Origin of the sequence: Rhizobium sp. Root1204 (assembly GCF_001424965.1) — a bacterium.
Taxonomy (GTDB): Bacteria; Pseudomonadota; Alphaproteobacteria; order Rhizobiales; family Rhizobiaceae; genus Pararhizobium.
This window is the reverse complement of sequence record NZ_LMCZ01000040.1, coordinates 219714-243999: the sequence shown is the minus strand read 5'-3', so window position 1 is coordinate 243999 and position 24286 is coordinate 219714. Positions and strand designations below refer to the sequence as shown.

General features: G+C 59.6%; 25 protein-coding genes and 3 pseudogenes. 13 read left to right on the top strand and 15 right to left on the bottom strand.

What is annotated here, in order from left to right:
* Window position 1: 1 nt before the first annotated feature.
* The 9 genes from ASC96_RS25550 (at window position 2) to ASC96_RS25510 (ending at window position 10800) form a co-directional block, all read left to right on the top strand.
* Entirely contained in the window at window positions 2–1645 is a 1644-nt protein-coding gene (locus tag ASC96_RS25550) for an ABC transporter substrate-binding protein (protein WP_060505866.1), read from the top strand.
* 20 nt (window positions 1646–1665) lie between these two features.
* Complete coding sequence (locus ASC96_RS25545; RefSeq protein ID WP_060506072.1) at window positions 1666–2727, top strand: ABC transporter permease; 1062 nt, start codon at window positions 1666–1668, stop codon at window positions 2725–2727.
* Entirely contained in the window at window positions 2724–3659 is a 936-nt protein-coding gene (locus ASC96_RS25540; RefSeq protein ID WP_060505865.1) for an ABC transporter permease, read from the top strand. The genes ASC96_RS25545 and ASC96_RS25540 overlap by 4 nt, the downstream gene beginning before the upstream one ends.
* The gene (locus ASC96_RS25535) at window positions 3656–4489 is read left to right on the top strand and encodes an ABC transporter ATP-binding protein (protein ID WP_060505864.1); all 834 of its coding nucleotides are present in this window, start codon (window positions 3656–3658) and stop codon (window positions 4487–4489) included. The genes ASC96_RS25540 and ASC96_RS25535 overlap by 4 nt, the downstream gene beginning before the upstream one ends.
* Window positions 4486–5247: an ABC transporter ATP-binding protein gene (locus tag ASC96_RS25530; protein ID WP_060505863.1), complete on the top strand. Its 762-nt coding sequence runs from the start codon at window positions 4486–4488 to the stop codon at window positions 5245–5247. The genes ASC96_RS25535 and ASC96_RS25530 overlap by 4 nt, the downstream gene beginning before the upstream one ends.
* Window positions 5248–5400: 153 nt before the next feature.
* Window positions 5401–6834, top strand: coding sequence for an FAD-binding oxidoreductase (locus ASC96_RS25525; protein ID WP_060505862.1), 1434 nt, complete (start codon window positions 5401–5403; stop codon window positions 6832–6834).
* A 376-nt stretch (window positions 6835–7210) separates the two neighbouring features.
* Window positions 7211–8569 (top strand): DUF3300 domain-containing protein, encoded by a 1359-nt coding sequence (locus ASC96_RS25520; RefSeq protein WP_060505861.1) that lies wholly within the window; start codon window positions 7211–7213, stop codon window positions 8567–8569.
* A 24-nt stretch (window positions 8570–8593) separates the two neighbouring features.
* Window positions 8594–9556 (top strand): DUF2950 domain-containing protein, encoded by a 963-nt coding sequence (locus ASC96_RS25515; protein ID WP_060505860.1) that lies wholly within the window; start codon window positions 8594–8596, stop codon window positions 9554–9556.
* 44 nt (window positions 9557–9600) lie between these two features.
* Entirely contained in the window at window positions 9601–10800 is a 1200-nt protein-coding gene (locus tag ASC96_RS25510) for a hypothetical protein (RefSeq protein ID WP_244482314.1), read from the top strand.
* 49 nt (window positions 10801–10849) lie between these two features.
* On the opposite strand, the gene ASC96_RS33025 is transcribed toward ASC96_RS25510, so the two are convergent.
* Window positions 10850–11026 (bottom strand): hypothetical protein, encoded by a 177-nt coding sequence (locus ASC96_RS33025; protein WP_156393889.1) that lies wholly within the window; start codon window positions 11024–11026, stop codon window positions 10850–10852.
* A gap of 176 nt (window positions 11027–11202) precedes the next feature.
* Between ASC96_RS33025 and ASC96_RS33240 the strand changes: the two genes are divergently transcribed.
* The 3 genes from ASC96_RS33240 to ASC96_RS25500 are packed head-to-tail and all read left to right on the top strand — an operon-like array spanning window position 11203 to window position 13019.
* Window positions 11203–11352: a hypothetical protein gene (locus tag ASC96_RS33240; protein ID WP_156407483.1), complete on the top strand. Its 150-nt coding sequence runs from the start codon at window positions 11203–11205 to the stop codon at window positions 11350–11352.
* Window positions 11309–12175 (top strand): ATP-binding protein, encoded by an 867-nt coding sequence (locus ASC96_RS25505; protein WP_060505859.1) that lies wholly within the window; start codon window positions 11309–11311, stop codon window positions 12173–12175. Before ASC96_RS33240 ends, ASC96_RS25505 begins: the two co-directional genes overlap by 44 nt.
* 37 nt (window positions 12176–12212) lie before the next feature.
* Window positions 12213–13019, top strand: a complete 807-nt coding sequence (locus ASC96_RS25500; protein WP_060505858.1) for a sulfite exporter TauE/SafE family protein — start codon at window positions 12213–12215, stop codon at window positions 13017–13019.
* Window positions 13020–13105: 86 nt separating this feature from the next.
* On the opposite strand, the gene ASC96_RS25495 is transcribed toward ASC96_RS25500, so the two are convergent.
* The 14 genes and pseudogenes from ASC96_RS25495 to ASC96_RS25425 form a co-directional block, all read right to left on the bottom strand.
* The gene (locus ASC96_RS25495) at window positions 13106–13687 is read right to left on the bottom strand and encodes a cation transporter (protein ID WP_060505857.1); all 582 of its coding nucleotides are present in this window, start codon (window positions 13685–13687) and stop codon (window positions 13106–13108) included.
* 81 nt (window positions 13688–13768) lie between these two features.
* Window positions 13769–14515 (bottom strand): arsenical resistance protein ArsH, encoded by a 747-nt coding sequence (gene arsH / locus ASC96_RS25490; RefSeq protein WP_060505856.1) that lies wholly within the window; start codon window positions 14513–14515, stop codon window positions 13769–13771.
* A complete protein-coding gene (gene arsC / locus ASC96_RS25485) occupies window positions 14472–14894 on the bottom strand; it encodes an arsenate reductase (glutaredoxin) (RefSeq protein WP_060505855.1) in 423 nt (140 codons plus the stop codon). Before arsC ends, arsH begins: the two co-directional genes overlap by 44 nt.
* Window positions 14895–14896: 2 nt before the next feature.
* Window positions 14897–15955 carry an ACR3 family arsenite efflux transporter gene (arsB, locus tag ASC96_RS25480; RefSeq protein WP_060505854.1) on the bottom strand — a complete coding sequence of 353 codons (1059 nt, stop codon included), beginning with the start codon at window positions 15953–15955 and terminating at the stop codon, window positions 14897–14899.
* A gap of 4 nt (window positions 15956–15959) precedes the next feature.
* Entirely contained in the window at window positions 15960–16484 is a 525-nt protein-coding gene (locus ASC96_RS25475) for an arsenate reductase ArsC (RefSeq protein ID WP_060505853.1), read from the bottom strand.
* Window positions 16485–16499: 15 nt separating this feature from the next.
* Window positions 16500–16940 carry an arsenic resistance N-acetyltransferase ArsN2 gene (arsN2, locus tag ASC96_RS25470; RefSeq protein WP_060505852.1) on the bottom strand — a complete coding sequence of 147 codons (441 nt, stop codon included), beginning with the start codon at window positions 16938–16940 and terminating at the stop codon, window positions 16500–16502.
* Window positions 16928–17290, bottom strand: coding sequence for a metalloregulator ArsR/SmtB family transcription factor (locus ASC96_RS25465; protein WP_060505851.1), 363 nt, complete (start codon window positions 17288–17290; stop codon window positions 16928–16930). The genes arsN2 and ASC96_RS25465 overlap by 13 nt, the downstream gene beginning before the upstream one ends.
* A gap of 68 nt (window positions 17291–17358) precedes the next feature.
* Window positions 17359–17696, bottom strand: a pseudogene (locus tag ASC96_RS32265) (transposase); the annotation flags it as partial.
* Window positions 17697–18629: 933 nt separating this feature from the next.
* The gene (locus ASC96_RS25450) at window positions 18630–19487 is read right to left on the bottom strand and encodes an AraC family transcriptional regulator (protein WP_060505848.1); all 858 of its coding nucleotides are present in this window, start codon (window positions 19485–19487) and stop codon (window positions 18630–18632) included.
* Between the two features lie 999 nt (window positions 19488–20486).
* A complete protein-coding gene (locus ASC96_RS25445) occupies window positions 20487–21272 on the bottom strand; it encodes a hypothetical protein (RefSeq protein WP_060511736.1) in 786 nt (261 codons plus the stop codon).
* Window positions 21265–22113 (bottom strand): hypothetical protein, encoded by an 849-nt coding sequence (locus ASC96_RS25440; RefSeq protein ID WP_060505846.1) that lies wholly within the window; start codon window positions 22111–22113, stop codon window positions 21265–21267. The genes ASC96_RS25445 and ASC96_RS25440 overlap by 8 nt, the downstream gene beginning before the upstream one ends.
* Window positions 22114–22149: 36 nt before the next feature.
* On the bottom strand, window positions 22150–22533 hold the full coding sequence (locus ASC96_RS25435; RefSeq protein WP_200954914.1) for a hypothetical protein: 384 nt from the start codon (window positions 22531–22533) through the stop codon (window positions 22150–22152).
* Between the two features lie 13 nt (window positions 22534–22546).
* A complete protein-coding gene (locus ASC96_RS25430) occupies window positions 22547–23428 on the bottom strand; it encodes an FAD:protein FMN transferase (RefSeq protein WP_244482312.1) in 882 nt (293 codons plus the stop codon).
* Between the two features lie 13 nt (window positions 23429–23441).
* Window positions 23442–24098, bottom strand: a pseudogene (locus ASC96_RS25425) (aldo/keto reductase); the annotation flags it as partial.
* A 3-nt stretch (window positions 24099–24101) separates the two neighbouring features.
* Here ASC96_RS25425 and ASC96_RS34140 point away from each other — a divergent pair.
* Window positions 24102–24263: pseudogene (locus tag ASC96_RS34140) on the top strand (LysR family transcriptional regulator); the annotation flags it as partial.
* Between the last annotated feature and the right edge of the window lie 23 nt (window positions 24264–24286).

The following is a 24286-nucleotide window of genomic DNA, read 5'->3' as shown; positions in this document are numbered from 1 at the left end:
GATGATGCATTCATTGAACAAGCATGTCCGCATGTTGACGGCCGGTGCCGCCATGTCGCTGATCTTGATGGCGGGTGCGCCCGCATTCGCCGAAACACCGGCCGATACGCTGGTCGAAGGTTGGGCGATCGACGACATCATCAGCATGGATCCGGGCGAAGCGTTCGAGTTGTCGACCGCTGAAGTGACCGCCAATACCTATAGCTATCTCGTCCGCCTCGATATCAACGATACGTCGAAGGTTGTTGGGGATCTCGCCGAAAGCTGGACGGTTTCGGATGATGGCCTGACCTACACGTTCAAGCTGAAGCCCGACACGAAATTTGCCTCCGGCAATCCGGTAACTGCCGAGGATGTTGCCTATTCTATCGAACGCGTCGTCAAACTCGACAAGAGCCCGGCCTTCATTCTCACCCAGTTTGGCCTGACCGGCGACAATGTTGCGGAAAAGGCGAAGGCGACGGATGCGAGCACGTTCACGTTCACCGTCGACAAGGCCTACGCGCCAAGCTTCGTGCTCAACTGCCTGACCGCGACGGTCGGCGCCGTCGTCGACAAGAAGCTGGTGTTGGAGCATGTGGCTGCGGTCACTCCGTCGGCCGAATACAAGTACGACAACGATTTCGGCAATGAATGGCTGAAGACTGGTTATGCCGGTTCGGGTGCCTTCAAGCTGCGCGAATGGCGCGCCAACGAAGTCGTTGTCATGGAACGCAACGACAACTACTACGGCGAAAAGACGCCGCTTGCGCGCGTCATCTACCGCCACATGAAGGAAAGCTCCGGTCAGCGTCTGGCGCTAGAAGCCGGTGACATCGACGTGGCGCGCAACCTCGAGCCGGGCGATTTCGATGCCGTTTCGAAGAATGCCGAGCTCGCCACCACCAACGCGCCGAAGGGCACCGTCTATTACTTCAGCCTCAACCAGAAGAATGCCAATTTGGCCAAGCCGGAAGTGGCAGAAGCCTTCAAATATCTGGTCGACTATGATGCGATCGGCTCGACCCTGATCAAGGGTATCGGCGAAATCCATCAGACATTCCTGCCGAAGGGCGTTCTCGGCGAACTGCCGGAAAACCCCTACAAGCTCGACGTCGCCAAGGCCAAGGAACTGCTGGCCAAGGCCGGTCTTGCCGATGGTTTCTCGGTAACCATGGACGTGCGCAATACGCAGCCGATCACGGGTATCGCCGAATCCATCCAGCAGACGCTGGCTCAGGCCAACATCAAGATGGAAATCGTCCCCGGCGACGGCAAGCAGACGCTGACCAAATACCGCGCCCGCACGCACGACATCTATATCGGCCAGTGGGGCCAGGATTATTTCGATCCGAATTCGAACGCTGAAACCTTCACCGTCAACCCGGACAATTCCGACGAGGGCAAGAACAAGACGCTCGCCTGGCGCAATGCCTGGGATGTTCCGGCAGAGTGGACAGCGGAGAGCAAGGCTGCGCTCCTCGAAAAGGACGCAACCAAGCGCGCCGACATGTACAAGGACCTGCAGAAGAAGGTCTTGGAAAAGAGCCCGTTCGTGGTCATCTTTCAGCAGACCGAAGTTGCAGGTGTCCGTGGTAACGTGAAGGGTTTCAAGCTCGGTCCGAGCTTCGATACCAACTACGTCTTCACGGTCTCCAAGGATTGAGCCCGAGATAGACGGTGAGCATTCCTGAAACAGCACCAACGGCCGGGCGCTCACGCGCCCGTGCCAACGGCTGGGTAAAGAGCGTCCTGCGCTTCCTGGTCGTCATCGTCACGACCTATCTCGGCCTTCTCGCCGTGACCTTTTTCATCGGCCGCGTCATCCCGATCGATCCGGTTCTCGCCGTTCTCGGTGACCGGGCGCCGGCGCATGTCGTCGAGCGAACCCGCGAGCTGATGGGCTTCAACAAGCCGCTCTATGAACAGTTCTATATCTATGTCCGTGATGCGCTGACCGGCAACTTCGGCACATCGGTACTAACAACCAATCCGGTCATGGCCGATATTCGCCGCGTGTTTCCTGCCACGCTGGAGCTTGCAACGCTTGGCACCATCATCGGCAGCCTGATCGGCGTTCCGCTCGGTGTGCTTGCTGCCGTCAAGCGCGGCTCGATCGCCGACCAGATCGTTCGTGTCGTCGGGCTCGTCGGCTATTCTGTGCCGATCTTCTGGCTGGCGCTGCTGTCGCTGCTGTTCTTCTATGCCAAGCTGCGCTGGGTCGCCTATCCGGGCCGTATCGATATCGTCTACGAATACAGTTTCACGCCGATTACCGGGCTTTATCTGGTGGATTCGCTTTGGCAGGGGCAGTGGGATGTGTTCCGCGATGTGTTCCGCCACATCATCCTGCCGGCCAGCCTGCTCGGTTATTTCTCGCTTGCCTATATCAGCCGCATGACCCGCAGTTTCATGCTCAACGAACTCAGCCAGGAATATATCGTTGCGGCGCGTGCCAAGGGCCTGTCGGAAACCCGGATCATCTGGGGCCATGCGCTTCGCAACGCGGCAGTGCCGCTGGTGACGGTGATTGCGCTCTCCTATGCCGGGCTTCTCGAAGGCTCGGTGCTGACCGAAACGGTGTTCGCATGGCCGGGGCTTGGGCTCTACATCACCAATTCGCTGCAGAATGCCGACATGAACGCGGTTCTGGGCGGCACCATCGTCATCGGTTCCGTCTTCATCGCCATCAATATCCTGTCCGATCTTCTCTACCGGACACTTGACCCGAGGACGCGCGCGCGATGAGCCAGTCGAGCCTCCAGACCACGCCCATGACCCGCCGCCAATGGCTGATGTCCGACAGGCCGCAATCGCGCCTACAGGCGCGTCTTGGCCGGGCCTACATGACCTGGCAGCGGTTTTCCGCCAACAAGCTGGCCGTTGCCGGTCTCTGCATCATCCTGTTGCTCATTCTCGTCGCCATCTTTGCCGACGTCCTGGCGCCGCACTCGCCAGTCATCGGCGATCTCGGCGGGGCACGGCTTTTGCCGCCGGGAAGCCCCGGCTATCTGCTTGGCACCGACGATCAGGGCCGGGATATCCTCTCGCGCCTGCTGCACGGATCGCGGCTGACGCTGCTGGTCATCGTGCTCGTGGCAATCATTGCGGCCCCGATCGGCCTTCTGGTTGGCGCCATCTCCGGCTATGCCGGTGGCTGGGTCGATGCCGTCTTGATGCGGATCACCGACATTTTCCTCGCGTTTCCGAAGCTGGTGCTGGCGCTCGCCTTTGTCGCCGCCATGGGGCCGGGTATCCAGAATGCCATCATCGCCATCGCCATTACATCGTGGCCGCCCTATGCCCGTATCGCCCGGGCCGAAACGCTGAGCGTGCGCAATTCCGATTATATCGCTGCCGTCCGGCTGATGGGCGCTTCGCCATTCCGCATCGTGCTCCGGCACGTCATGCCGATGTGCACGTCGTCGCTGATCGTGCGTGTGACGCTTGACATGGCCGGCATCATCCTGACCGCCGCCGGCCTCGGTTTCCTCGGCCTCGGCGCACAGCCGCCGCTGCCGGAATGGGGCGCGATGATTGCGTCCGGCCGCCGCTTCATTCTCGACCAGTGGTGGGTTGCCACCATGCCCGGCATCGCCATCCTGATCGTCAGCCTCGGCTTCAATCTGCTGGGCGATGGCCTGCGCGACGCGCTCGACCCACGGGAGAGTGGCCAATGAGCACGATGCTGACGGTTGATGATCTCAGGGTCTCGTTTCCCACCCGCACCGGTGTGATCGAGGCGGTGCGCGGTGTGTCGTTTACGCTTGGGCGCGAACGGCTGGGCATTGTCGGCGAAAGCGGCTCCGGGAAATCACAAACGGGCAGGGCGATCATGGGCCTGACGCCGGCGCATGCGAAGATTTCGGCAAAGACGTTGAACTTCGACGGCATCGACCTGTTGACGGCTCCGCCGAAGGTCCGCCGAAATCTGCGCGGCAACCGCGTCGCGATGATCCTGCAGGATCCGAAGTACTCACTTAACCCGGTGATGAGCATCGGCCGCCAGATCGTCGAGACGCTGCGCACACATGAAAATGTCAGCAAGCGCGAGGCTCGCGACCGGGCTATCGCCATGCTCGAGGCCGTTCAGATCCGTGATGCGGGTCGGGTCTTCGATCTTCATCCGCACGAGGTGTCCGGTGGCATGGGCCAGCGAGCGATGATCGCGATGATGCTGATTGCCGGTCCCGAACTGCTGGTTGCCGACGAACCGACCTCGGCGCTCGATGTGACTGTGCAGCTGGAGGTGCTCGGTATTCTCGACAAGCTCGTTGCCGAACGCGGCATGGGCCTGATCTTCATTTCGCATGACCTTCGGCTGGTCTCGTCCTTCTGCGACCGCGTCATCGTCATGTATGCGGGCAAGATCGTCGAGGAACTGGCAGCGTCCGATCTCGGCAATGCCAAGCATCCCTATACGCAGGGGCTACTCAACTGCATGCCGGCGCTCGGCACCAACCGACATCCGCTGCCCGTGCTCGACCGCCAGCCGGAGTGGGCACTATGACCGCGATCGTTTCCGCTGAAAACCTGACCGTCGCCTATGACGATTTTCTGGCGCTCGACGCTGTCAGCATCGATGTCGCGCCGGGCGAATCCTTCGGTCTTGTCGGTGAATCCGGCTCCGGAAAATCGACGCTGTTGCGCGCTATCGCAGGGCTTTCGCCGGTGGCGTCGGGGCGGATCGTGCTTGACGGCAAGCCGCTTGACGTCAAGCGCCGCGACAAGACGTTCTATCGACAGGTTCAGATGGTGTTTCAGGACCCCTACGGCTCGCTGCATCCGCGCCAGACGGTTGACCGGCTGTTGCAGGAACCGCTGGCCGTTCACGGTATTGCCGATGCCGAAAAGCGCATTTTGCGGGCGCTGGATGAAGTCGGTCTCGGCTCGTCGTTCCGCTTCCGCTATTCGCACCAGTTGTCCGGCGGCCAACGCCAGCGTATTGCGATTGCAAGGGCATTGATCATCGAACCGCAGATTATGCTGCTTGATGAGCCGACCTCGGCGCTCGATGCGTCCGTTCAGGCCGAAGTCCTCAACCTCCTTGAACAGGTCCGCCGCGATCGCAAGCTCACCTACATCATGGTCAGCCACGACCTCGGCGTCGTCACGCATATGTGCGAGCGGTTGGCCGTGATGAAGAACGGCAAAGTCGTCGAGCGGCTGTCGTCTGCCGATCTGGTCGCGGGTCGCCTCAAGGAGGATTACACCAAGAACCTGATGGTGGCGAGCAAGGGGTTTGTGCGCGACGCAAGCATCGCCTGAGTCCCACTCCGGCGCTTGCTGTGCCGGCTCGTGACGCCGCCTCCACACCGGTCGTGCTAGCCTGATGATCTCCGTCTGACCCGCCTTGCGCCGTTTATTAGAAAGGCGCAAAATACCAGTGCTGGGGCATGGTCTACCTTGGAGGGGTATGTCATGAACGATATGAGCCTCATGAATCTGCAGGCAGGAAAGACGACCGTAAGCGCGGCGGCCATTGAAGCGTTTGCGTGGCAGCAGCGCGGAGACGTGCTGGATGCCGGCGACGCGTCCTACGACGACGTACGGGCCATCTGGAATGGCATGATCGACCGTAAACCGGCCCTGATCGTGCGATGCGCCGGCGCTGCGGACGTTGTACGGGCCGTACGCTTTGCCCGCGACAATCAGCTGCTTGTCGCAGTGCGCGGCGGTGGGCACAATATTGCCGGCAACGCCGTCTGTGACGGTGGCCTGATGATCGACCTGTCGCCGATGCAGTCCGTACGCGTCGATGCTGCGGCAAAACGGGCCTGGGTCGAGCCCGGAGCAACGCTGGCTGATGTCGATAGCGAAACCCAGTCCTTCGGGCTTGTGATACCGACCGGGATCAATTCCACGACGGGCATTGCCGGACTGACGCTTGGCGGTGGTTTCGGCTGGATCACGCGCAAGTTCGGCCTGACGATCGACAGTTTTGTTTCTGCCGATGTGGTGACCGCGGACGGCAATCTGGTGCGTGCAAGTGCGACGGAAAACAGTGATCTGTTCTGGGCATTGAGAGGTGGCGGCGGTAATTTCGGTATTGTCACGGCTTTCGAATTTAAGCTCCATCAACTTGGCCCGCAGGTGACCGCCGGTCTCGTCGTTCATCCATTCGCCGACGCGAAAACAGTGCTCGAGCAGTACCGGCAAGCGCTGCAAACCGCGCCAGACGAACTGACCTGCTGGGTAGTGATGCGGCAGGCGCCGCCGCTGCCATTTTTGCCCGAGGAGTGGCATGGCAAGGAGGTGCTGGTCCTTGCCATATGCTACTGCGGCGACGCTGCATCAGCCGATGCGGCCACCGCCCGGTTACGCTCGATTGGCAAGCCGATCGCCGACGTCGTCGGCCCCAGTCCGTTTACCGGCTGGCAGCAGGCATTCGATCCGCTGCTGACACCCGGCGCCCGTAACTATTGGAAGAGCCATGATTTCATCGAGCTTTCCGATGCAGCGATTGCTGTTCTGCTCGATGCCGTCCGCAAGCTTCCGGGTCCGGAATGCGAAATCTTCATCGGCCATGTCGGTGGTGCTGCTGGCCGCATCGCGGCTGATGCCACCGCTTTCCCGCAGCGGAACTCACATTTCGTCATGAATGTGCATGCCCGCTGGCGCGAACCGGCGATGGACGCGGCCTGCATTGGCTGGGCGCGCCAGCTCTTCGAGGCGGCAAAACCCCATTCTGCCGGGACGGCCTATATCAACTTCATGCCGGAAGACGAGGGCGACCGCGTCGCTGCCGCCTATGGCGGCAACTATCAGCGGCTCGGCGAGATCAAACGGCGATACGATCCCGACAATCTGTTTCGTCTGAACCAGAATGTGAAGCCGAAAGGGCAGGCGGGGTAGTCTGAAGGAGACACTCCCTTCTTGAAGTGGATGCGCCAGCTCATCCGACCAACCGGCAGCCTGCATTCTTCGACGGCTGCCGTGCTGTCCGCTCTTTGCGCCTGCCGTCCGTTAACGGCAGTTCTGACACGGCAATTCCCTGTTAAAATTCGAGATAGAAATATCTTTTCAAGAGTGAAGGAAAGATGTTGCAACTATTGCAGGTCTCAATATCTTCTGCGGTTAGGTCTTAGGTTTTGACCGCGTTCACTACAGACAGCCGGCCAAGGGCAATAAACGGAGCTTTGCATTCATCGTGCCAGGCGTTGAATGATACAGGGAAGGCCAGCCCGTCTAATCTTTGAGAGAAGTCCGACATATACAAGGGATTGCCATTATGCCTCGACCTTATGGAGTGCTCCTTGCAGCGGGCGTATGCCTGATCGCTCTTACTGGATTGTCTTTTTCGCCCATCATCATGTCCGTCGCCCTGGCACAGGAGGCTGCCTCTGCGGACACTGCGGCAGCGGCAGACGATACGCCGGCGCCCTTGAGTGAAGATGAGCTTGAGGTACTGGTTGCCCGCATCGCGCTTTACCCCGATGAACTCGTCGCAGTGATATCATCCGCCTCGCTCTATCCGTTGCAGGTCATCGAAGCGGCACGTTACCTCGATGACCTCAAGAAGGATGCCAAGCTCAAGCCGAAGGCGAGTTGGGACGGCAGTATCGTCTCGCTGCTGAATTATCCCGATATCGTCAAGATGATGAGCGAAGATCTGGACTGGACACAGTCGTTGGGCGGGGCGCTGTCCTATCAGCAGAAGGATGTGCTGATCGCCATCCAGCAACTACGCGACAAGGCGGTCGCTAACGGCATCATCAAGAGTGACGACAAGATCAAGGTGAGTGAGGAGAATGACAAAGTCGTTATCGTCTCCGCCAACCCGGAAAAGGTCTACGTCCCGCAATATGCGCCCGAGATGCTGTATGAGCCGGGCTATGCCGCAGCTCCCATCAGTTATTATCCCGATCCCTATCCGAACTACTACTACCCGACAGCCACTTTTTTCGCAGGTGCTGTTACGGGGGCAATCTGGGCCTCCGTGGTCGACTGGGACGACTGGGGTGTCTGGGGCGGCCGTTGGAAAGGTGACGTCGACATTGATTGCAACCAATGCTTCAACAACATCAATGGCCGGGTGAACATCAACGACGTCGATTGGAAGAATGTCGACCGCAGCAAGATCAAGTTCGACAAAAACCAGTTCAACAAATTGGATAACACCTCCTTCAGGAACAGCATCAAGGCGGATGGCGGCAACGACCTCAAGGCAAAGGCCAATGTGATCGGCAACGATCGTGCCGCAAATATCCGCAACAAGCCGGGAAACATTAGCGTTAAGGATGTCCGCAACAGCAAGATCGATGCAGACAGGATCAATCGCGACAAGATCGGCAACCCGGCAGGCAACCGGCCGGGCCAGGCGGTTCAGAACCGCAAGCCGGATGGCGGCAAGCTGAACAAGCCTGCGGGCGACATCAAGAATAAGGCCAATTTCGACCGCCCGGTCTCGCGGCCGAAGCCTGCGGCGCGGGCTGACAATCGGGCGGCGAAACCATCCGCGCTCGGCCAAGTCGACAATGGTCGGCGCACGCAGATGCAGTCCGATCGCGGCAGGCAGGCCATGGGTGGCGGTAACCGTGGCGGCGGCGGGCATCGGCAAATGCCCCGCGGCGGCGGACGTCATCGCTAAATCCCAGGGACAAGGAAGACCGTTATGACCAAGTCAGTCAAAAGCATGCTCCTGGGTTCGGTGTTTGCCGCACTGCTCATGGGGGACGCATCTATTGCTGTTTCAGCTTTCGCCGCAGAACCGTCCGAGGCAAGTATCATTGCGAGCTTTGCCTCTCCGAATGATCCGCCTGTCTTCGATACGCCGGAGCAGGCAGTCGATGCCTTCAAGGCCGCGCTCGCGGCGGATGATTTCGGCAAGCTTGCAACGCTGCTCGGCCTTGATCCGGCAAAGGCAAAGGCGGGTGAAGGGGTGATGGACACCTACGCCGAGATCCGCGATGGGGCAAAGAAACAAGTCGTCATCCAGGATATCGACGGCCGCAAGATCCTCGATATCGGTGAGAGGCTGTGGCCGCTGCCATTCCCCATTGTCAAGGGAACGGACGGCAAGTGGTCGTTCGACACCTATGCCGGGTTTGAAGAAATCATTAACCGCCGTGTCGGAGAGAATGAACTGCAGGCCATTGCGACGATGCGTGCCTATGTTGATGCCCAGCATGAATATTCTTCCGTCGATCATGATGATGACGGCGTTCTCGAATACGCCCAGAAACTGATCAGCAGTGATGGCAAGACCGACGGGCTGTATTGGGCACCGGATGTCGGCGTTGGTGATAGCCCGGCAGGCGACGCGTTTAAAAGTGAGGCGGTGCTGAGCAAGGCGAAAGCGGGCGCAGGATATTTCGGCTATTACTACAAGATTTTGACCAGCCAAGGCCCGAACATTGCCGGCGGTAAATTCGACTACATCATCAATGGCAACATGATCGCCGGGTTTGCGTTGATTGCGTGGCCGATCCGCTATGGCGAGACGGGTATCCATACGTTCGAGGTCAATGCCAATGGCATCGTCTATCAGGCAGACCTGGGGGCTGACACTGCGAAGATGGCTGCAGGGATCAACACGTTCAATCCGGATGACAACTGGACCGTAACGTCAGACTGAACTCCCTGAACCCGATGGCAGACATGCGCGGAGAGACTGTCTCGATGAATGATGTGCAGGTTGACCACCAACCGGAAACGGTCGCTGATTTCCTCGCCTCCCGTGGCGGTCCCTTTTATGAGCTGCAGTCGAGGCTCGGTCTTTTGCAAGAGCGCACCTTGCAAGTTGGCAGACGTGCCGTGATCTTTATCGGGCTCGCCTGGTTGGTGCCGCTTCTGCTCGGCCTGCCGCACAGTCTGTCGTTTGATGCCGCAAACGGCCTGCCATATCTATTGGATGCGGGCGCCTGGGCGAAATTTTTCGTCGCGATCGGTGCGTTCATGCTGGCTGAGCAACAGGTTGAGCAACGCTTGCGGGCGAAGCTGCAGCAGGTGACGGTGGCGCCGATCGTTGCGCCGTCTTCCCTTTCGCAAGCAGCACAAGCCGTCAATCAGGCGCTGAAGCGGCGCGATTCCCGCGTCGCGGAAGCTGTCTGCCTCGTCAATGCAATCATCGCTGCGGGCATTGCGCTTCGGCACCTGCTGACGGTCGACACGTCAAGCTGGGCTGTCGCAGCAGCGCCGGGAGCAAACTCGATCACCCTGGCGGGCTGGTGGTTCGTCATTGTCAGCATGCCCCTGTTCTGGTTTCTCGTCATGCGCGGGCTTTGGCGTCATTTCGTCTGGTCGCTGCTCCTGCGGAAACTGGCGCGACTGGAATTGCGGCTGGTCTCGACGCATCCGGACGGCCGCGCCGGTCTGGGATTTCTGGGGGATTATCCAAACGCCTATGCCACGTTCATCTTCGGCATGAGCTGCGCCGTTGCCGCCGCAGTTGGCCAGAACCTGTTGCATGAAACAGCATCGATGACGAACATCACCATTTTGATGGTTAGCTGGCTGCTGATCGTATTGGCGCTGTTCGCTTTTCCGCTTTCTGCCTTTTCCAAGCCTCTCAGCGATCTCAAGAAGGCGACGCTGGTTGTTCTCGGCGCCCAGGCAACGCAGTATCATCGGCTGTCGGAGCGCAAGCTTACAGGCTTCAACGTTGTTGCCAACAACGTAGCCGAAGCCGAGCAATTTCAGGACGTCGTGGATCCTTCAAAGCAGTTCGATACCACGCGCAAGCTATCAACCTTGCTGATGAACCGCGCCGCAGTGATCCCTGTTTCAGCGGCGGCACTTCTCCCGTTCGCGATCGTCGCATCGACGCGGGTACCGTTCAAGGATGTGTTCGACCTGGTAAAGAAGTTGCTGCTGCTGTGATCATCAAAATTTTAGAGCGGCACATAAGTCCGGATTTCCGCCAATTGATTTAATTGAAGAAAGTCTCCGAGAGCATGTCCGAAGTTCGGACGCGATTAGCGTAAGTGCGGACTGAAGGCGGGGTGACCCCCATATCCAGCGCAAAAGCGTGGAAGTTGAGGTCGAGCCCGGCGATTTCGATGTCGGTGTTCTTGCCGCGGCCAGTTTCCTGATGTTCGATAGTCATGGTCTGTGATTCCTAGTTGATAGAGTTTGGGAGGACACGTTCGTCCACATTGGTTGCGTGCGACGCCGACGATTCCGACACGAAAAAAGTTTTGTCGGAATCTACGTGGCCGCGCGCAAACAGAGTGAAGATCAAGGAGGAGGTCGACACATGAGCAAGAATAAGCGGAGGAGCAGGTGGGACAGCCTGACGAAGAGCATTACTCCCCGGAAGAAGCCCTTGCGGTCTTCCGGAACCTTTCCGAAGTCGAGCTGGATAAGCTTGGCCGGATAGCAAGCTTCATTGCGGGCTCAGGCGGCTATCCGGGCGGCGCTCGTACTCGTTGACCGCGAACTCGATTTCCGCTTCCGGGATCAGGTTAGGGCCTTTGATGACGAGAAGGCCGAATCCTCGATCGAGTCGGTGCTGGACATGCTGCAGAACACGAAGACGATCATCCTCTTCAAGTCGGCAGAAGCAGTCCCGTCAGATCTCCGACACTCTCTCGACGCAATCGTCCAGGTGCCGCCGCCCGACAGTCGCTTGGTGCGTGGCGTGGTTCGCTGGGCATACGGCATCGGTGTCACCGAGCAGCAGGCGGAGTCCCTCGCAAAATCCAACTGGAAGCGCCTGAAGCTTGCAATGACACGCGGTCGGCCAATCTCGCGGGTGTTCGCAATTCTGGAAAAGATGTCGCAGGAGGAGCCGTCAGCACCAAGGCAGACGAAGGATCCCGAAGCGCTCTCGGATATCCGTCTCGAAGAAATGGAGGGCTACGGCGAAGCCAAGGAGTGGGGCCTTGAACTTGCGCACGATCTCGCCGACTGGCGCGCGGGTGCGATCACCTGGGAGGACGTCGACAAGGGAGTGCTTCTGTCCGGACCGCCCGGAACGGGCAAGACGATGTTCGCCCGGGCCCTCGCTGCTTCATGCCGGGTCAAGCTGATCGCCACCTCGTACGCCAAGTGGCAGGCGAAGGGATACCTCAACGACTTCCTGAAGGCGATGCAGAAGAATTTCAAGGAAGCCAGAGATGCGGCGCCGGCAATCCTGTTCATCGACGAGGTCGACGCTTTCGGGTCTCGCGACGATGCTCATGCGAGCGATTCTGGGCTAGTGTCACCTCTTCCGTCGAACACCACTTGCATGCGGTCTGGCTTGTCAGCATAAGACTTCTCGACGTGATATCGCGGGGAACATAACGAGCATGGACGGTTCTGCCAATGCGCCAGTGGATCGCAGCAAGCCCGCCGCCTTCTTCGGTGGCGCGGTCATCGGTGCGTTGGGCGGTCTCATCGGACTGGGCGGAGCCGAATTCCGCCTTCCTCTCCTGATCGGCATCTTCAATTTCGCCGCTCTGGAGGCAGTCATCCTCAACAAGGCCATGAGCCTGGTCGTCGTTGCGACTGCGCTGCCGTTTCGTGCCGAGACTGTTCCGTTCAGCGAGATCGGCTCCCACTGGGAGATCGTGGTCAATCTGCTTGCCGGCAGTCTCGCGGGCGCCTGGTTAGGCGCAGGATGGGCGACCCGCCTTCGCTCGGAGACCCTTTACAAGGTGATCTCCGCGCTGTTGGTCGCGATCGCGATCATTCTCATCGTCGGCCACGACGCGACCTCGGGGCAGCCGCTGCTGACGGGCGTTGCCCAACTGATCGCGGGCATCGCAGCCGGTTTCGGAATTGGCATCGTCGCTGCGTTGCTCGGAGTGGCGGGCGGGGAACTGTTGATCCCGACCCTCGTGCTTCTGTTCGGAGTCGACATAAAGCTGGCAGGATCGCTGTCGCTTGCCGTCAGCCTGCCGACGATGCTTGTGGGGTTCACCCGATACAGCCAGGATCAGAGCTTCTCCGTGCTCGGACGTAACAAGGCGTTCTTGATCGTCATGGCCGCTGGCTCGATCGTGGGAACCTTCATCGGGGGGCGGCTGCTTGGCATCGTGCCCAACGCGTTTCTGCTTCCGGCTTTGGCGGTGATCCTTCTGCTGTCCGCCGTGAAGGTCTGGCGACACAAGTAGACATCAGATCGACTTCAACTGCACTCGCTTCTCGATCTTTACGGCGTCTTCCTTCCTCTCGCCGTAGCGGTCGGTCAGTTAGGTCGTTACGCCACGGCCCGATGCTCTTCGTGCGCCGCCACCCAAACTTCCTTCGCTGCATCCAGGTTCATCCAAGCTATACCGAAGCCCACAATGAGGTCTGGCCACGGCGAGCGCCATAGGTAGAACGTGACCGCTCCCGCCGCGATGATCGCGACGTTGGCGAACGCATCGTTGCGAGCGGATAGAAACGCGGCCTTGGTTAGCGATCCTCCGGCATTGCGGTAAGCCGCCAGAAGATAGGCGCACGATACGTTAACGACGAGTGCCCCGAGCCCTGTCAGACCCAGTGCGAACGGTTCTGGAGGAATAGGGACTTCGAACTTATTCCACGCTGTCCACAGGAACGCGACCGCCGGAAGGAGCAGGATGACCGCCATGGCCATGCCAGCACGCGCCCTATTTCTTGCCGACCAGGCCATGGCCACGAAAATCAACAGATTGACGGACGCGTCCTCGAAGAAGTCAGCGCTGTCCGCAAAAAGCGATGCAGATCCAATTCTGAGTGCAACAACGAATTCGATGCTGAAATATGCCAGGTTCGCCAGCGCGACGATTAGTACGATCCGCCGAATTCCTTGATCCATAACCCGTTGCTCCTGCTACTGCGTCGGTCAGGTTCTGCTTCCCGCTCTGACCGCAGTCAAGGGGTGCAGCACAAGGAAGCGTCAGATGGACTTCAACTTCACCCGCTGCTCCAGCTTGGCGGCGTCCTCCTTCCGTTCGCTGTAGCGGTCGGTCAGATACGACGAGGCGTCGCGGGTCAGCAGCGTGAACTTCACGAGCTCCTCGCAGACGTCGACGACGCGGTCGTAGTAGGACGACGGCTTCATCCGCCCGTCCGCGTCGAACTCCTGAAACGCCTTGGCGACCGACGACTGGTTCGGGATGGTGATCATCCGCATCCAGCGACCGAGGATTCGAAGCTGGCCGATGGCGTTGAACGACTGGCTGCCGCCCGATACCTGCATCACCGCAAGCGTCTTGCTTTGCGTCGGGCGAACCGACCCGACCGCCAAGGGAATCCAGTCGATCTGGGACTTCATAACGCCGGTCATCGCGCCGTGGCGCTCCGGGCTGACCCAGACCTGCCCCTCGGACCATTCTGACAGCTCCCTGAGTTCCTGAACCTTGGGGTGGCTGACGGGTGCATCGTCCGGCAGCGGAAGCCCCTTCGGATCGAATACTCTGACTTCGCATCCGAGACGCTCCAGCAGGCGACGGGATTCGTGGGCGAGCAGCCGGCTGTACGAGACCTCACGGATCGATCCATAGAGGATCAGGATCCGAGGCTTGTGCGCGGAGAACGACGGACGAAGGGTGTCGAGATCGGGCTGGCGGAGATGACTTTCATCGAGAGCCGGGAATCCTTCAGACAATGCGCTTTCCCTCCTTGTCGAGAACCCGCTCGCCATCTTCCTTCGTGAAGGCGCCCTTGTGGGTGTCGGGCAGGATGTCGAGCACGACTTCCGACGGGCGGCTGAGGCGAGTGCCGAGCGGCGTGACGACGAACGGCCGGTTGATGAGGATCGGATGCTTCAGCATGGCATCGAGCAACTGGTCATCCGTGAGCGCCGGGTCGTCGAGACCAAGCTCTTCGTATGGCGTTCCCTTCTCCCGGATCGCCTCTCGAACAGAAAGGCCGGCATCGGAGATCATCTTCGCCAGCTCCTCGCGCGACGGCGGGGTTTTGAGATACTCGATCACCGTCGGCTCGATGCCAGCGTTGCGGATCATCTCCAGCGTGTTCCTTGAAGTCCCGCAGGCGGGATTGTGGTAGATCTTGACGTCCATCGTCAGGTCCTTTCGGTTGCGGTGTTCTTGGCGACGGCAGGCGCTGCCTCGTACCAGCCCTTCGTACGGTTCACGATCCACACGACCGACAGCATCACCGGAACCTCGATGAGAACGCCGACGACGGTGGCGAGGGCTGCACCTGACTGGAAGCCGAACAGGCTGATTGCCGCGGCGACTGCGAGTTCGAAGAAATTGCTGGCCCCGATGAGCGCCGACGGACCAGCGACACAATGCTGTTCGCCCGACATCCGGTTCAGCAGGTAGGCCAGTCCTGAGTTGAAGTAGACCTGGATCAGGATCGGAACCGCCAGCAGGCCGATAATCGTCGGCTGTGCGATGATCTGCTCGCCCTGGAAACCAAACAGCAGGATCAGGGTCGCGAGCAGTGCGAGCAGGGAGAGCGGCTGCAGTCGACCGAGAAGACGGTCGAGCGATCTCGTGGTGCCGTCGGCGGTGAGCAGCTTGCGCACGCCCTGGGCGATGGCGACAGGGATCAGGATGTAGAGGACAACCGAGATCGTCAGCGTGTCCCACGGGACGGTGATCGCCGACAGTCCCAGAAGAAGCCCGACGATCGGAGCGAAGGCGACGATCATGATTGCGTCGTTCAGCGCGACCTGAGACAGGGTGAAGTGCGGTTCGCCCTTGGTGAGGTTCGACCAGACGAACACCATGGCCGTGCATGGTGCGGCGGCAAGGATGATCAGACCCGCGATGTAGGAATCGATCTGATCGGCCGGGAGCAGGGGGCGGAAGAGCCATCCGACGAAAAGCCATCCGAGCAGTGCCATTGAGAACGGCTTGACCGCCCAGTTGACGAAGAGCGTGACGCCAATCCCGCGCCAATAGCTGCCGACCTTGGCCAGAGAGCCGAAGTCGATCTTCAACAGCATCGGGATGACCATCAGCCAGATCAGCACCGCGACTGGGATGTTCACCTTCGCCACCTCGGCGCCGCCGATGAGGTGGAAGACGCCAGGCATCATGTGGCCGAGGGCGATCCCGACGACGATGCAGAGAAAGACCCAGACGGTCAGGTATCGTTCGAACGTGGACATCTCATTAGGCCTTTGCGGATTTCACGGATGCGCCCTCGAGCGTACCGATCTGGCGAACCTGCTGCTGGAGCGCCAGGCGGTCGATGGAGGCCAGCGGAAGATTGATGAAAGCGGAGATGCGGTTCTTCAGGAAGCGGGCCGCCTGTGCGAAGGCGCGCTGGATTTCAACTTCGGAACCGACGACCGCTGCTGGATCTTCGACACCCCAGTGGGCAGTCATCGGATGGCCGATCCAGACCGGACACGCTTCGCCTGCGGCGCTATCGCAGACGGTGAAGATGAAGTCCATTTCGGGAGCGTCGGGCGTGGCGAACACGTCCCAGCTCTTCGAAGCGAAGCCCATCGACGGATAGCCCAGAGCGTCCAGCTCCTTCAGCGCGTGCGGGTTCACTTCCCCCTTGGGCTGGCTGCCCGCGGAGAACGCCTTGAAGCGTCCGCCGCCCACCTTATTCAGAATGGATTCGGCGAGGATTGAGCGTGCGGAATTGCCCGTGCACAGGAAGAGCACGTTGTAGGTTTTGTCGGTCATGGTCGTGTTCCGTGGTTAGGTCGGAGGCCGTTCCAGTTTCATGATCGTCGCAGAGGCGGGGCAGAGTCCCGAGAGCTGGCGGGTTGAAAGGATCGCCGGCGGCACCTGGTCGCGTTGGACGGAGGCGAAGCCAATGGGCTCGAAGAAGGATGCCGCGGTCGTCGTGGCGAGGTAGACCTCGGCCGAGGGGGATGTCTTGGCGAGGGTCAACTCAACCAGATGCCGCCCGTATCCTTTCGATCGGTACTCGGGAAGAACCACTACCGAGCGAAGAAGAACGGCCTCGTCATCGCACGTCTCGACCCCGGAGTAGCCGACCACGCGACGATCAGCGGCGACCAAAGCGAAATAGCTGCGATCCGAACCGTCCAGATCGTCGACCAGCAGTCCAGCCGATGTCAGGGCCACTCGAAGGTCATCGGAAACCAGAACGGGTTCTAGCTTCAATTCACGCATGGTTGCGAGCTCCCCGGCAGGTAGCAGGATGTGAGATCGGCAATCAGAGGAGCGCATAGTTCCGCATTCCCGCCGCAGCAGTCCTTGAGCAGAAACAGCGTAAGCTCGCGGAAACCTTCGAGATCCGCCCGGTAGATAATGGAGCGGCTCTGCCTTTCACTCTTGACGATGCCAGCCCGCGCCAATGTCGCGAGGTGGGCGGACATGGTGTTCTGCGGGATGTCCATCCTGCGCGCCAGTTCGCCCGCCGGAATGCCGTCCGGTTCGGCTTTGACAAGCAGACGGAAGGTTTCAAGCCTCGTTGTCTGCGCCAGGGCGGCCAGCGCCGCGATTGCGTTTTTCGATTCCATGTATCCAGAATAACGGATATATAATCGCTGTCAAGCATCAACGGCCATCAGGGCGATCGATGTGATGCATCCACCTGAAGGATGCCTGTAAATCCTTGCAATATCCGCTCGGCATGTAGCCCGCCGCGACCGGGCGCATAGGTGAAGGCTACCTCCGGCGGCGCACCTCCGTCCCACGGTCGGTCATCACGGGCCAGCGCCCAGAAGTATCCGGTCTTGGTTTTACGGTAACCAGGATCAAGCACCGGCGCACGGGTCTCGTCCATGAACAGCTTCGTCGACCGCTTCAAGTCGGCAAGCAAGGCGTCGAAGACTGGGCGCAGTTCGAAAGCAGCCCGACCGACCAGTCGGCGAGTGTTGAGCGGTCGAGATCAACGCCCTGGCGGCTCATGATCTGCGCCTGGCGGGGGCAGGAAGTTCTGGATGCGCTCGATGCCGATCTTATTGGCAGTAACGTTCCAGTGGTAACGTATCCCAGCCGTACCGATTGAAGTCGATGCAGATAGGATTCATCATCTATGTCAGGGAGAGTGTTTCATGCCATCAGACAACATCAGGAACGACGGATCACAGCGAAGTGACGGGATCCAAAGCCACGAGCGAGAGCACTATGCGCATTTCGCAAAGAATTCTCTCTCCGAACAGTCACTACGAAAGATATACGTGAGCATGGTCGGTCCGAGCAAGGAATCCCATCTCGTCCGGTTCGTCGAGAGTGTTGATCGGCTGATGTCTGGTCGGGCCTCTGCTTGCACGGAGAGTGTGATATTAGAGGGACTATCACGCCTCAGGATGTCGTTCTGAAGTATCTGATAGGATTGAAAATTGCGATCCTGCTCCCTGCACTTGAAGCTGGTGCCTCCAGGAGGTCGGAAGACGTGAACCTGGAAGAAAGCGTCTTTTTGCTTCGAAGGCTGAAATCAATGATCAACGTCATCGATCTTCGCAACGCCACCATTCATTAATGCCTTCATGGCAAACGGGAACACTATCCTCCAGCACCAGCTCAACCGTGCGAAAGAGCTCCTTGAGCGGAATCGGAGCGCTTGCGAACACTTGGCGGCGAGCCTGATGGAACGGTCTGAGCTATCAGGGCGGGAAGTGATGGAGGCGTTGAATGACAGGATTCAGCCTCGAAAAGATCCAGAATAGAGGCGGAGCAAGAGCTACCGAGGTGTGGGTCCAGGATTCTCGTCCATCTCGATTCCCTGCATCGTCCGGTGCCGGGCGCGCGAGATGCTACGCTTCTTTCAATGGCGCGTTCATCCATCCATCCGTCCCTCCCGAAGTTTCGCTTTATAAGAGATCGAGACGACATCGGAGAGCCTGCTGGCATGGCCTACTCGTGATCGTTGCTGAGGCGATGAGATTCCCAACCTGCCAACATTCGGTCGATCGTCCGCAGATCGTATCCCCGCACGATCAGACGTCGTATACGCTCTGCTCGAAGGTTGGCCCGCCATTGGTGAATGGTCATTCCCGCACTCAGTTCGAAGGATGCAGCTAGATCAAGCGGCGACATGCTGACCTCCGTCGATAGTTCGGAAAGGGACAGGTCGCCGTCGAGATGCTCCGCGATGCGATCCTTCGTTCGAGCTTCCTGACCACGTGACAGACGTTGTATCGTTGTTGTCCCGATCCTGCATCCAGCATAAGTCTTGATCGCATGAGCCGTGGCTGCAATGCTGACGTGGTCCACCAGCAGACGGTTCGAATCCCGCGGAGCCCGGAAACACGGAAGGATCGCCCGCGCCAGATTGTGGAGGATGACATCCTTCACGCCCAGTCCCGGATGTTGATCGAAACTGTCTACGTCTGGCAGGCCTTCTCGTTCTGCAACTTCCAGAAGAGCCTCGCGCGGCAGGTAGAAGCTCAGGTGATGAAACGTGCTTATGCTGTCGGCGACAGGCGAGGAGCGCAGGTCGTAGATGTTCGCTGTTCCGGCAGGAAGGAAATCAGTCTGTACCCGGCGGCCGTCGATAAACAGCCCATGGGAGTGTACGTCGCGGAGCTGTATCGTCACCAGGAACGCATCTTCGACGGGGATCGGCTCAGTGAGACCTGTGTCCTCTTTGTCGCAGCGGATTTCCGTCACCGCCACTTTGGCGTTCTTCAATGTCCGAGCGACAAACGAGGGTGCCGTGTCGGTCTTGAACGTACGCCGCAGCGTCTCGCCGTAGGCTCCGTTTTCCGTCATGTCGAGACCTCCCAGAGGGACCGGCGGTAAGCAGACGTCGCGACAGCATTCCATGCCGGGCGCATGCGCGGATCTGGGCGAGGCTAACATTCTGGAACAGTTCGGTATCCCTTATTGCGTGAAGGAACTGTCCGATATGTTCACCCCAACCATAGTTGGCCAGGTTTCCTGTTTTTAGTTCTTCCAGAGAGTTGTTCGCAGCCAGCCAGTCGGCAAAACGGCTTTCGAGGTGATCGACATCCTTTCCGAGTGCCTCGAAACCCGTCTCCTGGGATGTCCGAGAGATGCGAGGCGTGGCGACTACCTTCGACTGTGACAGTAACCGACCGATGCGTTCGACGAAGTGGACGACGACATCGAACGGGATGCCGTCGAGGAGGGGGCGCGGAACCAGCGGCTCCACAATCCCCATCCGCTGAAGCTGGTAGCAATCGTAGGAGCCGTCGTTGGGGCAAGAGCCGCGCCCGACTCCCAGCCCGCCCTTCAGGTGGCCATAGAATGGATATGAGCTATCGCCTTCACCGAGACGCAGCGAGTTTCCGTGGAAAAGGCAACGCGTCAGGCTCCGGACATCCCACCAACTCCGGTGATATGGCGCTTCCTTCACACATTCCGGGCAGTATCGAAGGCTTCGACGGGATGCCCGCGGTGGGGCGGTCGTGTTTTTCGACCTGGTTGCGGGGATCGGTGTCCACCGAACGAGAGATGCTTTCTCCTCCTCGGCGATCGGCAGATCCGTCACCGCTTTCAGGATCTGCCGGATCGGGTCACCGCCGCGGTACATGTCGCTGCGGAGTGCGAAGTCGCGCGGAGTGAGTTCCTCCCCATCCATCACGAGCCGGGTGAAATAGGAGCGTGCGCCTTCACCGAAGCACGGACGCACGCGCCATCTCGAGAAGATGCGCTGGAGACGGAATTGATCATGCAGCATGGCGATAACCGAAATAATTGTGGGAGTCGTCGGGTGCCAGCCGGGTCGCGACGACATGTCGAAGATGTTCAATGAGGATGTGAGAGGACCCGTCGTTGAACGCGCGGAAGGCCGCTGTGGTAATAGCGCCCACCAAGCTTTGACCATTTTTCGAGCAGAGCACGGATTGTCTTCCAGTCGCCGCGCGCCGCAACCGCCGCTTGGGCGGCATCGATGATCGCATCATTCGTCGTCGGCCCGTAACGGAGGCGACGGTTGCCCTTCGCCGCATCGTTGTCCGCAAAACTGACAAGCCTGTCGTATTGATTTCCGGTGCGGGCGATCCTGATGATCTTGTACCACCCAGATCGCCCGGGTGGTTTGTCGTCGCCGATTTCCGCGGCCACCTTCTTGATGACCTGCGCCTTCTGCTCATCGGTCATCGACCGAAGATCGTTCTCGCGCATGAAGGTCTCGAACCCGTCCGCATAGGCCAGCTTCGTCACCGCCTTTTTTCGCTGGTTCGGCTTCAAGGCAAATGACGAGCCGGGGACATTCCTCGCCCCGTCGGTCGGCCCAATGACTGGGCGGATACGCTTGGCGCGGGCGAGTTCGCTGATCTGCCAATCCGAGAGGTAGATCCTGTCATTGGTGCCGAGATGAGTGAATTCCGACTGCGGATTGGAATCCTTTGCCGCTTGCAGGGTCCCGCCGAATGAGAAGATGCCGTACTTCGTTCGGCGCGGATTCAGGATGAAGAATTGCTGGCGATCCTTCAGCTCCCACGCCTGGATCGTCGGCGCGTTCTCGCGATCAGGTGGCAGATCCAGTTCGTGGTAGGTCTTAATCTTCTGCCAGATGATATCGTCACGCATGAGCGGCATTCCTTCTGGTTACGATGGTGGAGGGCGAAAGGCTGTTGGCGAGATCGACATCGAGTTCACCTCGGATGGCCATCTGCATCACGGCGGAGAACACGGGATTGCATTCGGTGACGTGGCGGGCCGATGATCTGCCCTCGGTGCGGCTATGGGTGAAGATCCCGTTGATCGGCATCGAGCGGACGAGGCTCTCGATCGTGGCCGGGTAGGTCGCTCTGCGGAGGCATTGCCGAAGCTCCGCCATCTGAGGATGTTCCCCCTCGACCTGCCTGTGCATCCACATCCGTTTCAGGTCTTTGAGGACTGGCAGCCGAAGAGTGGTTTCAGAAAGAAGGAGGTATCTCGCACCAAGATCGCGGTAGTGCGCTGTCCTCGCGTCCCTGAAGCCCTCGTGGACGGATCCGACATAGGCAAAGCCGCCGCCGGGGGAGACGATGGCGAACGGTGCTCCTGGCTTTCCCCGGAAAAAGAAGAGACCCGTGTTCTGCTTGGTTGGGTCGGCCCTCTTCTCCTCGTCGGAATAGATGTCGTAGAACACTTGGTGGCCGCCTGCGACATCGTCGATAATGCGGTTGAGGCCGCCCAGAACCGTCTGCACGTCCACGGCGCTGTGATAGGGCAGCAGTTTTTGCAAGCCGTTGAGTGTCATGTCCTCGTCGTATCGCCGATCGTCCCACGGTAGGACCCGAGGCGCGTATCCTGAGAATGCCGGATGTCGCAGGATGTCGCCGATCGTGTTCGTCGGAGACAGGTTCCTGCTTTCCGATCTGCCTACCGACATGTCAGACAGGACCAGCAGCGACGCGAGCAGAACCGACTTGATGCTGTTTAACAATGAAATCTCCTCTCGCCTGGCATGGCTTTGTCCTGCTTATCCACGTGCTGCCTGCTGCCTGATCTGGCGGATGGCATCATTGAAGCCTTTGGGCGTGCCGCTGGAGCCAGCAAGCTTTCGGACCCGGACCTCATCGATCCTCTTGCCGACGACGACCTTGGGCACGGCCGCCGCGAAGGCGCGCTGGAGTTCCAGGGAGCGCGGGACATAGGCATGCGGGGTTACGGTGACGGTGGTGATGATGCCGTCCTTCAGGGTTGCTCTGACCGTGATATGCGACGGCTGCCCGCCGTATTCGCCCGTCGCGGTATAGACACCGTCGGCATACGGCGTCTTGCGCGCGCCTTCAGCCTCCGCCGCCCCGGCAAGCACGAGCGTGAGTGCCGTGGTCAGAAGCATTTTCCGTGTCTGGCTTCGCATTGCTGTTCCTTTCTCAAGTGAAGACTTCGCCATTGAAATTGTCCGAGATTTCGGCGCGGCCGTCGGCGAACATGCGGACGAACGAGAAATCGAAGGTCGACATCAACCGGGACGGCGGATCGAAGAAGAGAGCGGTCGCGAGCCCGTCGGCCGTTGCCGCGTCGGCGGCAATCGCCCATGTGGCGATGACGTTCATAGTCGGTCGCCCGGTCCGCCCGTCCAGGACGTGGTGAAGACCATGACCCCATCGGCGGCGATTGGACGCCGAGGCGCAGATGGACGAATCCTTCAGGTTAGCGATCCCGATCACCATGTCCGGATCATGGGGATGCTCGAGGCCGACGGTGAGGGTACCGTCTCCACGGTGGCACATGTCCCCGCTGCCATCGATCACGAACTCAACGACGCCCTCTTCCGTCAGAATGTCGGTGACAAGATCGACGAGCCTGCCTTTTCCGACTGCACCGAGATCGATCACGAGCGGCTTGCGGGTGCTCACGGTTCGTTCATTCCGCACGAGGTCCCGAGACCAGCTCGGACGCTTGGTCGTCATGGAAGCAAGAGAGTCTTCATCCGGAAGGAGCGAGTAGCCAGCGTCGTATCCCAGACGCTCGAGATCACATCCGACGAGCGGATCGACCGCTCCGCCCGTCGCGTCGTGAAGCCGATCGTAGAGATCGAACATCGGGATCGCCCCGGACGGAAAGGTGAACGTCCCACCTTCGGGAGCATTTGCGATCCGCGAAACGATGGAGTCATCACGGAATCGGGAATAGACGCTGTCGAAGCGCTCGATCAGGTCGAGTATCCGCGACCTGACCTCTTGAGAGAGCGGAGCAGGCGTGTCGATCTCCCAAGACGTGCCTATGGCATCGAACTCGAAATGGCAGGTCAACACGCCATCCATATCAGAGGCCCGTCATTTTCAGGACGGCTTCGGGAAGTCGCTCGCCAACAACCTCGAATTTCGCAAGAACGGTTTCGATCTCTGCCAAGTCGGCCGAGGTCATTTCGAGATTGACGCTTCCAATGTTCTCTTCGAGACGGTGCTGCTTCGTCGTACCGGGGATCGGCACGATCCAGGGTTTCTGCGCCAGCAACCAGGCCAGCGCGACCTGAGCGGGAGTAGTGCGGTTCCCAACGGCAATCGACGTGATCGCCGCCACCAGTGCGAGATTGGCCTCGCGAGCATCAGCGTCGAAGCGCGGGACGAGATTTCGGAAATCTGTTGCATCGAATTTCGTGCTCGCGTCGATCTTACCTGTCAGTAATCCCGCGCCGAGTGGCGTGAACGGCACGAAACCGATCCCCAGTTCTTCGAGAACGGGAAGCAGTTCCGCTTCCGGATCTCGCGTGAACAATGAATACTCGCTTTGAAGCGCGGTGACCGGCTGGACAGTATGCGCCTTTCGAATCGTTGCGACACCCGCTTCAGACATACCGAAATGCTCGACCTTGCCTTCCGCGATCAGGCCCTTCACCGCACCCGCGACATCTTCGATCGGAACGGCCGGATCGACGCGGTGCTGGTAGAAGAGGTCGATGCGGTCGGTCTTTAGGCGCTTAGGCTGGTTCGCTGGGGAGATGTCGAAGGGCCGGAAACGGCGCTATGGGCGCTCTATCCTTCACGCCGCCTTCTCAGCGCGCGGGTGTCTGCTTTCCTCGACTATCTCAGGGAAGCATTTCCCTCCGGATCTGCCGAAGAACTGGCGGCCTATGTCGAAAAATAGCGGCGTAATTCACGTCCCCAGTT

What these genes read in the sequence shown, in the direction of transcription:
- ASC96_RS25550 (WP_060505866.1), top strand. Translation starts at nt 2, where the DNA reads ATGATGCATTCATTGAACAAGCATGTCCGCATGTTGACGGCCGGTGCC.
- ASC96_RS25540 (WP_060505865.1), top strand. Translation starts at nt 2,724, where the DNA reads ATGAGCCAGTCGAGCCTCCAGACCACGCCCATGACCCGCCGCCAATGG.
- ASC96_RS25535 (WP_060505864.1), top strand. Translation starts at nt 3,656, where the DNA reads ATGAGCACGATGCTGACGGTTGATGATCTCAGGGTCTCGTTTCCCACC.
- ASC96_RS25530 (WP_060505863.1), top strand. Translation starts at nt 4,486, where the DNA reads ATGACCGCGATCGTTTCCGCTGAAAACCTGACCGTCGCCTATGACGAT.
- ASC96_RS25525 (WP_060505862.1), top strand. Translation starts at nt 5,401, where the DNA reads ATGAACGATATGAGCCTCATGAATCTGCAGGCAGGAAAGACGACCGTA.
- ASC96_RS25520 (WP_060505861.1), top strand. Translation starts at nt 7,211, where the DNA reads ATGCCTCGACCTTATGGAGTGCTCCTTGCAGCGGGCGTATGCCTGATC.
- ASC96_RS25515 (WP_060505860.1), top strand. Translation starts at nt 8,594, where the DNA reads ATGACCAAGTCAGTCAAAAGCATGCTCCTGGGTTCGGTGTTTGCCGCA.
- ASC96_RS25510 (WP_244482314.1), top strand. Translation starts at nt 9,601, where the DNA reads ATGAATGATGTGCAGGTTGACCACCAACCGGAAACGGTCGCTGATTTC.
- ASC96_RS33025 (WP_156393889.1), bottom strand. Translation starts at nt 11,026, where the DNA reads ATGACTATCGAACATCAGGAAACTGGCCGCGGCAAGAACACCGACATC.
- ASC96_RS25500 (WP_060505858.1), top strand. Translation starts at nt 12,213, where the DNA reads ATGGACGGTTCTGCCAATGCGCCAGTGGATCGCAGCAAGCCCGCCGCC.
- ASC96_RS25495 (WP_060505857.1), bottom strand. Translation starts at nt 13,687, where the DNA reads ATGGATCAAGGAATTCGGCGGATCGTACTAATCGTCGCGCTGGCGAAC.
- arsH (WP_060505856.1), bottom strand. Translation starts at nt 14,515, where the DNA reads ATGGCGAGCGGGTTCTCGACAAGGAGGGAAAGCGCATTGTCTGAAGGA.
- arsC (WP_060505855.1), bottom strand. Translation starts at nt 14,894, where the DNA reads ATGGACGTCAAGATCTACCACAATCCCGCCTGCGGGACTTCAAGGAAC.
- arsB (WP_060505854.1), bottom strand. Translation starts at nt 15,955, where the DNA reads ATGTCCACGTTCGAACGATACCTGACCGTCTGGGTCTTTCTCTGCATC.
- ASC96_RS25475 (WP_060505853.1), bottom strand. Translation starts at nt 16,484, where the DNA reads ATGACCGACAAAACCTACAACGTGCTCTTCCTGTGCACGGGCAATTCC.
- arsN2 (WP_060505852.1), bottom strand. Translation starts at nt 16,940, where the DNA reads ATGCGTGAATTGAAGCTAGAACCCGTTCTGGTTTCCGATGACCTTCGA.
- ASC96_RS25465 (WP_060505851.1), bottom strand. Translation starts at nt 17,290, where the DNA reads ATGGAATCGAAAAACGCAATCGCGGCGCTGGCCGCCCTGGCGCAGACA.
- ASC96_RS25450 (WP_060505848.1), bottom strand. Translation starts at nt 19,487, where the DNA reads ATGACGGAAAACGGAGCCTACGGCGAGACGCTGCGGCGTACGTTCAAG.
- ASC96_RS25445 (WP_060511736.1), bottom strand. Translation starts at nt 21,272, where the DNA reads ATGCGTGACGATATCATCTGGCAGAAGATTAAGACCTACCACGAACTG.
- ASC96_RS25435 (WP_200954914.1), bottom strand. Translation starts at nt 22,533, where the DNA reads ATGCGAAGCCAGACACGGAAAATGCTTCTGACCACGGCACTCACGCTC.